The sequence below is a fragment of the Armatimonadota bacterium genome, from assembly GCA_039679645.1.
GTDB lineage: Bacteria > Armatimonadota > UBA5829 > UBA5829 > UBA5829 > UBA5829.
Window position 1 is genome coordinate 91,318 of sequence record JBDKUO010000069.1, and the last position, 7,208, is coordinate 98,525.

General features: G+C 51.7%; 7 protein-coding genes. 4 read left to right on the forward strand and 3 right to left on the reverse strand.

Annotated features, from left to right (window positions below; translation table 11 throughout):
• The first annotated feature begins 4 nt into the window (after window positions 1–4).
• The gene (locus ABFD83_15240) at window positions 5–2,017 is read left to right on the forward strand and encodes a carbohydrate ABC transporter permease (protein MEN6358426.1); all 2,013 of its coding nucleotides are present in this window, start codon (window positions 5–7) and stop codon (window positions 2,015–2,017) included.
• Between the two features lie 56 nt (window positions 2,018–2,073).
• Here the strand turns inward: ABFD83_15240 and ABFD83_15245 are convergent, their stop codons facing one another.
• Window positions 2,074–2,364: a GlsB/YeaQ/YmgE family stress response membrane protein gene (locus ABFD83_15245; GenBank protein MEN6358427.1), complete on the reverse strand. Its 291-nt coding sequence runs from the start codon at window positions 2,362–2,364 to the stop codon at window positions 2,074–2,076.
• A gap of 179 nt (window positions 2,365–2,543) precedes the next feature.
• Here ABFD83_15245 and ABFD83_15250 point away from each other — a divergent pair, with 179 nt between their 5' ends.
• The 3 genes from ABFD83_15250 to ABFD83_15260 are packed head-to-tail and all read left to right on the forward strand — an operon-like array spanning window position 2,544 to window position 5,120.
• Complete coding sequence (locus ABFD83_15250) at window positions 2,544–3,527, forward strand: ATP-binding cassette domain-containing protein (GenBank protein MEN6358428.1); 984 nt, start codon at window positions 2,544–2,546, stop codon at window positions 3,525–3,527.
• Window positions 3,524–4,315, forward strand: a complete 792-nt coding sequence (locus tag ABFD83_15255) for an ABC-2 family transporter protein (protein ID MEN6358429.1) — start codon at window positions 3,524–3,526, stop codon at window positions 4,313–4,315. The genes ABFD83_15250 and ABFD83_15255 overlap by 4 nt, the downstream gene beginning before the upstream one ends.
• Before the next feature lies 1 nt (window position 4,316).
• Window positions 4,317–5,120: an ABC-2 family transporter protein gene (locus ABFD83_15260; GenBank protein ID MEN6358430.1), complete on the forward strand. Its 804-nt coding sequence runs from the start codon at window positions 4,317–4,319 to the stop codon at window positions 5,118–5,120.
• Between the two features lie 69 nt (window positions 5,121–5,189).
• On the opposite strand, the gene ABFD83_15265 is transcribed toward ABFD83_15260, so the two are convergent.
• Window positions 5,190–6,197: a lipoprotein gene (locus ABFD83_15265; GenBank protein ID MEN6358431.1), complete on the reverse strand. Its 1,008-nt coding sequence runs from the start codon at window positions 6,195–6,197 to the stop codon at window positions 5,190–5,192.
• A gap of 27 nt (window positions 6,198–6,224) precedes the next feature.
• A complete protein-coding gene (locus ABFD83_15270) occupies window positions 6,225–6,995 on the reverse strand; it encodes a FliA/WhiG family RNA polymerase sigma factor (GenBank protein MEN6358432.1) in 771 nt (256 codons plus the stop codon).
• Window positions 6,996–7,208 lie beyond the last annotated feature (213 nt).

Sequence of the window (7,208 nt, forward strand, 5' to 3'; positions counted from 1 at the left end):
ATATATGTCGCTGGTAAGTGCAGTGGGACGCAAGTCTCCAAAAGTAAGACTGATATTTTTGGCAATGTATCTGTTGCTGATAATCGGCGCTGTGACGATGGTCTATCCGTTTATGCTGATGGTGTGCATGGCCACGACAGGTAAATCCGATACCGTGGAGCTAAACCCCATACCGGCATATTGGGCAAACGATGAGATCCTCTTCAAGAAATATATATTTGATGCTGCGCCAATAGAGTCGCTGAGCGTTTGGTTTGACAAGGACAACTGGTTTACCGTCCGCGATATGCAGGCGTCCGATTTTGATCAACTGCAAAAATTGCCTACTCGCCAGCGCAAGGCTGCTGCCGCGGATGTGCGCTACTTCATAAAGAATATATGCCCTGCCGACTTCAAGCAGGCACTGTTCTTGGACAGGACCAACAGCGACAGCCCGCTCGCTTTGCAGAATGAATACTTCAAATGGCTGGAAGCTAAATACCACACGATTTCTACTGCGAACAAGGCTTATACCGACACTGCGCAGACATGGGAAGACTTTGGGATTCCGATGGATTTGGACCATCGTAAACCTGACGGCAGCCGCCGATCACAAGATTGGCGCGAGTTCATCGAGACCCGCAGCCCCGAACGCACGACGCTCTTTGATGCGGACACCGTACTTTATAAATTCCTGCGCACAGCCGACATACCGAAGAACCTTACGGCAATCCCCAGAGATGCAAAGGGTAACCCCATACTTTCGGAAATCACATACGATGACCTGGTTGCCGGTAAGCTGGGTTCTGATATCGAACATGATTTCATAACCCATTATGCCTGGGCAAAGTATATAAAGATCGACACCAGTAAAGCAATGCCGGAATGGCACATGTTCCTTAGCAAAAACAAAAAGCCGATTTCTACTGAGTTGAAAACAACAGAGCCGACAATAGAGGCAGACGCGGCTCTCTGGAACCGATTCATACAGGCCAACTGCCCTCTGGGAGCGATGAAGCTAATGCGGCCCGAAGACAACTGGCGTAGGTTCTTGGAGCACAAATATGCCGGCATAGAAGATGCCAATAGAGCATACGGCACCAGTTATTCTTCATTCGACACCGCCAGAATACCATATGCCATCTTTCAATATGACTCTTTCCTGTCGCATAAAGACACACTGCGGCGGCAGTATTTCATCTATAACTTTGTCACTGTTCTCAATTATATCTTGCTTCATGGTCATGCTCTCTGGGTCACCATCATTTACATCCTTTTGACTATAGGCACGACGCTCACTGTGAACCCACTGGCGGCTTATGCAATGTCACGCTTCAGGCTGAAGGAGACCTATCATATATTGGTGTTCCTGCTTGCTACAATGGCGTTTCCTGCAGAAGTGCTGATGATCCCAAGCTTCCTAATGACAAAAAGTTTTCCTGTCGGCGGGCTGATTGTGGTTGCAGTATGCATGCTGGGTTTTGTCTTTTTCCAAAGGAAGTTCGGCTCAAAAATGCCGCTGATACTGAGCGCATCACTGGCTGCGATAGTAACGGGGCTGCTCGCAGGCTGGGCGCTGCCGCGTGCTGCCTCCGCGCTTCATCTCAATATATCTGCAAGTCTGATGAACTCATACTGGGCTTTAGTCCTGCCGGGACTTGCTAATGGATATGGAATATTCCTGCTGAAGGGCTTCTTCGACAGCCTGCCTCCTGAAGTATATGAGGCCGGCCTGATAGACGGAGCGGGAGAGATGCGCATGTTCTGGAGCATAACTCTGCCGCTGTGCAAACCGATATTGGCGGTCATTGCGCTTGGCGCATTCGGCGCGGCCTATGGAGCGTTTATGCAGGCATTTCTGGTCTGTCAGGACCCCAAGATGTGGACTCTTATGGTCTTCATATATGAGTTCCAACAAAAGCATACGCTGCCTCTGGTCATGGCCTCTCTGGTGGTGGCTGCCGTGCCGACATTGGTGGTATTCCTGTTCGCACAGAATGTGATCCTGCGCGGCATAATTATCCCGACATATAAATAAACAATAAATGCGGCGGCATTGCAAATGCCGCCGCATTGCAACGCTCGGGATGAGCGTTATGCCGGTCCCGCGCCACGGACTCCACGATGGCTGTATTTGCTGATTGCTCGCCAGATCAGCAGGAAGATCACGGCGCCTATGAACGCAACTATTATGCTGCCAAGGTTGATCCCAGTGACTCCTGCCATGCCCAGCGCGCGGAATATCCAGCCGCCTATTATAGCGCCGACTATACCTGCTATAAGATCGCCGAATATCCCACGCGGACCGGGTTCTTCACCCGGCAGCGCAAGTCTGGCGAGAAAGCCCGCAATGAGGCCGACTATTATCCAGGCAAATATGCTCATTGTAGTCACCCCCTGCAGATACCATCTTCGACCCATGTTTAGGTTACCCGTTAGATAAGTGTTTACATCAACACCGAATTTTACTACAAGAATAATTTGGCTTTCACGAAGGAATATTTTGCGCACTGATAGAAGCCGTAATTTCGTCTCTACTTCTATCTCACTTCAGGAACAGTCAGATGCCACAGATTATTGCCGACAACATTGTCAAGACTTTTCGCGTCGCCCAGCGCACCTCCGGCACATGGGGAGCATTCAAAGGGCTGGTGCGGCGAAAATACAAAACCATACGTGCGCTCGACGGCGTCTCATTTCAAATTGAGCCGGGAGAGCTGGTGGGTTATGTCGGGCCGAATGGGGCAGGCAAATCGACCACAGTCAAAGTAATCTCCGGCATACTCGTGCCGGACTCAGGCAGGTGCGAAATACTCGGCAGGGTGCCCTGGAAGCAGCGCGTGGCGCACGTGCGCGACATAGGTGTCGTATTCGGACAGCGCACACAGCTTTGGTGGGATCTGCCTGTGATCGAGTCTTTCGATCTGCTCAAAGAAATCTACCGAGTCCCTGATAAAGCTTATTTGCAGACAAGAAATGAACTCATTGAGATACTCGGCTTGAGCGCGCTTATAGACACCCCCGTGAGGCAGCTCAGTTTGGGGCAGAGAATGAGATGCGATCTTGCCGCCGCGCTGATCCACTCGCCGTCTATCCTGTTTTTGGACGAGCCTACCATCGGACTGGACGCGGTCTCAAAACTGGCCGTTAGAGATTTTATCAAGCAGATAAACCGAACTAAGGGCACGACTGTTATCCTCACCACTCATGACATGGACGACATAGAGGCGCTGTGCAGCAGGATAATGGTAATCGGCAGCGGGCGTATCCTCTCTGACGGCACGCTCGATGAACTGCGCGCAAGTGTCAGCACTGAGCGCAGGCTTATAGTGGACCTTGTAGATGAAAAGAGCGAGATTAGCGACCCTGACGCCGAAGTAGTCAGCCGTGAAGGCAGCCGGGTCCATATGCGGTTTTATCCTGATCGAATCCCGCCTGCGGAGCTTATATACAGGATCGCAGGCAAGCATGCCGTGCAGGACTTGTTTATAGAAAACCCGCCGATTGAAGAGATAATTGCGCGGCTCTACAGGAAGATAAGCCGATGAGGGCATACTGGGCGATAATAAGCGCGAGGTTTCGCACGCTGCTGCAGTATCGCGCGGCTGCGGTCGCAGGGTTCGGGACTCAGCTTTTTTGGGGACTGATCCGGGTGATGATATTTGCTGCGTTTTACCGTTCTACAAAGTCGAGCCAGCCGATGACATTCCCGGAGGTGGTGACATACATCTGGCTGGGCCAGGCGCTGTTTGCCATGCTGCCATGGAGCATGGACGGTGACATCCGGGCAATGATGCGCACAGGGACAGTGGCTTATGAACTGCTTCGCCCTATGGACCTCTACTGGACATGGTATTGCCGGGCGATAGCGATGCGTATTGCCCCCACCCTGCTCCGAGCCATTCCGCTGGTGATTATCGCAATGCCGTTCCTTGGAATGAAACTGCCGGCATCGGTCGGGTCGGGAATTGCATGGGCCGCTGCGACTGTCGGGGCGCTGGCTGTCGGATGCGCGATTACCAATCTAGTATCGGTCTCGCTCTTTTGGACGATCTCGGGTGAGGGTGTGAGCCGTTTGATCCCGGTAGCCGTGTGGGTGTTTTCGGGCGCGATAATCCCGCTGCCGCTGCTGCCCGGATGGGCTCAAAGCGTGCTTTATGCGCTGCCGTTCAGAGACCTGGTCGATACACCTTTCAGGCTCTACCTGGGACACATCCCCGCATGCGATATATGGTATGTGCTGGCGCGCCAAGCCGTCTGGACGGTTGCAATGGTAACTCTGGGGCGATGGGTTATGGCTCGCGGCACTCGTATGCTGGTGGTGCAGGGGGGCTGATATGACCGGCACAATTGGACTTTATATTAAATATGTGGCTATTGCGATACGCGCCCAGATGCAGTATCGATTGTCATTTGTTATGAGCGCTATCGGGAACCTCTTGGGCACTGCAATGGAGTTCCTGATGATGTGGGCTCTGTTTGACAGGTTCAAAACCCTAAACGGCTGGAGCTTGCCTGAGGCGGCTGTAATATACGGGATAGTCCATGTAGCGTTTGCTATAGGCGAGACAATTCCGCGGGGATTCGATGTATTCCCTGGGATGATTAAATCGGGTGACTTCGACCGCATCTTGCTCCGTCCACGAAACACTGTGCTTCAAATACTAGGCCAGGAAATTCAATTTAGCAAAGTAGGACGTCTTGCGCAGGGTCTGTGTGTACTCCTCTGGGGCGCAAGCGCTCTGCATATTATCTGGACACCTGCGAAGATTGCACTGACAATTGGCGCTATTATCGGCGGGGTATGCTTCTTCTTTGGACTCTTCGTGCTGCAGGCTACCATGGCATTCTGGACCATAGACAGCCTGGAGATTATAAATACTCTAACAGACGGCGGGGTAGAGACTGCTCAGTTTCCTATCTCCATCTACAGACCATGGTTCAGACGGTTTTTCACTTTTGTGGTGCCGCTGGCATTCGTTAACTACTTTCCCTCACTTGCCATATTGGACCGGCCAGAAAATGCGACGCTGCCCGCCCTGCTGTCATGGATTGCTCCAGGAGTCGGGGTAGCTTTCTTGATTGTATGTCTGCAAGCCTGGAAGATAGGGGTCAGGCATTACTGCTCCACAGGCAGCTAAAATAAAGGGCGCGACCAGTCCGATCGCGCCCATTCTCATATTCGCTATATCTATCAATCCAAGGAAGCCTTACTTGGCAACCGGCGTTTTGCCGGTAGTCGGATTGAGCTTTTCTTCCAGGCTCTTAGTGGCTTCCTTCTTGATATTATCTACTATGCCCTTGTATCTCTCGGCATTGACTACGATATCCGATTCCTTGGTGAACTTCTGCAGGTCCTCGCGGAATGTGCCGGTCTGCGAACCCTTGGCAACGGCTATCTGCTCGCGGATCATGTCCTTTACGTCATTGTATTTCTGAATACGCTGCGGTCGTTTGCGCTCGGCCCTAAGAATAACCCACTTGTTGTCATCCTTAAATGGCTTCGTAGTTTTTCCTATATCCAGCGAGAAAGCATATTTACGCACCTGTGTACCGAACATGGTATCATCTCTGCTAACCCAACCTAACTTGCCCTGGCTCTGCTTTAACACTGGAATATCGTTTGTCTGCATGGCAACTGTATTGAAATCAGTGCCGTCGGATATCATCTTGTATGCCTTATCAACTGCGTTCTTGTCGGAGCTGACTATAACGCTCATAAACACCTGAGCCGGGCGCTTGAACGGTGAGTTCTTAGCGGCAAGAGCCTGTTCATATGCCTTCTTGACATCAGCATCGGGAACCGTGACGCCTTTGGAAACAACATTCACGAGCGCCTGCTGAATCGTAAGCTGCTTCTTGAGATCGTCCATTGTCATGCCACGCTGGGCAAGGACTTTGGCAAGATCACCGCCGCTCTCTTTTTTGATCGCTGTAATCTTTTTCTCGATCTGGTCCTCAGTCGGCGCAACGCCTTCTTTCTTAGCAAGTCCCTGAACGAGCTTCTCGCCAATTATCTGTTCGATCACATACTGGCCCGCCATCTTTGTGCCCTGCTGAGTCTGGACCGGCACTTGCTCGAGTCTTGAATAGAACTCATCTTTCGAGACTTTCTCGCCGTTTACCTTCACCAGGCCCTTCCTGCCGCAGCCTGCAAGTAAAGTGGTCAATATTGCCAGCAACACTATAGCGATCAGACTAAATCTAATCTTGTGCATTAAAATGCGCTCCTCTCAGTTTAGAAGTTAATGGAACAGCGCCAGATCGCGCTGCAGATAGCCTCTCAGCCTCAGGACGGCCTGCGTATGAAGCTGATAGACCCTGGATTCCGATACCTCGAGAATTTTGCCGATCTCCTTGAATGTGAGACCTTCATAATAGTAAAGAGCTATGACCAGTTTCTCTCTATCCGGGAGTCTGTCAATACCCTCACCGAGAGACTGCTTCATTGCGGACGATTCCACGTCGCCGGACGTATCCGAAGATTCATCGCAGACCACGTCTGCCAGATGTATCTTCTCATTGCCCTCGCTGGAAAGGACAATATCGTCCAGACTCAGCAAAGACGCGCGGCCAGTGTCGGCCAGCAGCACATGAAATGCGTCTATCTCCAGACCCATCTCATTAGCCACTTCCTCTTCGGTGGCGGGCCTTCCGAGGTGGCTCTCCAGCTCGACGTAGGTCCTTTCAAGGGCTTTAACCCTCTCGCGGACCGACCGAGGCACCCAATCCTGCTCACGCAGCATTTCCAGGATCGCTCCACGAATCAGCGCAATCGCGTATGTCTCGAACTTGACCTCGCGCGTGGTATCGAACTGGTCTATAGCCTTGATCAGCCCTATAATCCCCGCACTTATAAGGTCGTCGCGCTCTACATTAGGAGGCAGGCTCGTTACTACACGTCCGGCGGTTATCTTCACCAGATACGCATAATGCTGAATTAGCGTATCTCGCGCTTTTGTATCCCCGCCGATCTTGTACCTGTGCCAGACCACCTGTAAATTAGGTGTGCTCATTGACAAACTTCCCGGCTGTTGTAAAATTGTGGTACGAGCCTCATTGTACAAGACACACAAGTCCGTGTCAACAGATGAGCTTGCCGAGGGTGCGTGTCATATCTACGGAATAAACCCCGTTGTATCGGGACACCCCTGTCCCGATACCTTGCTGCACCAGGGGCGTTTCGGGAGAAGGGTCTCCCGAAACAACTCTTTTCCGCAAATTTGACA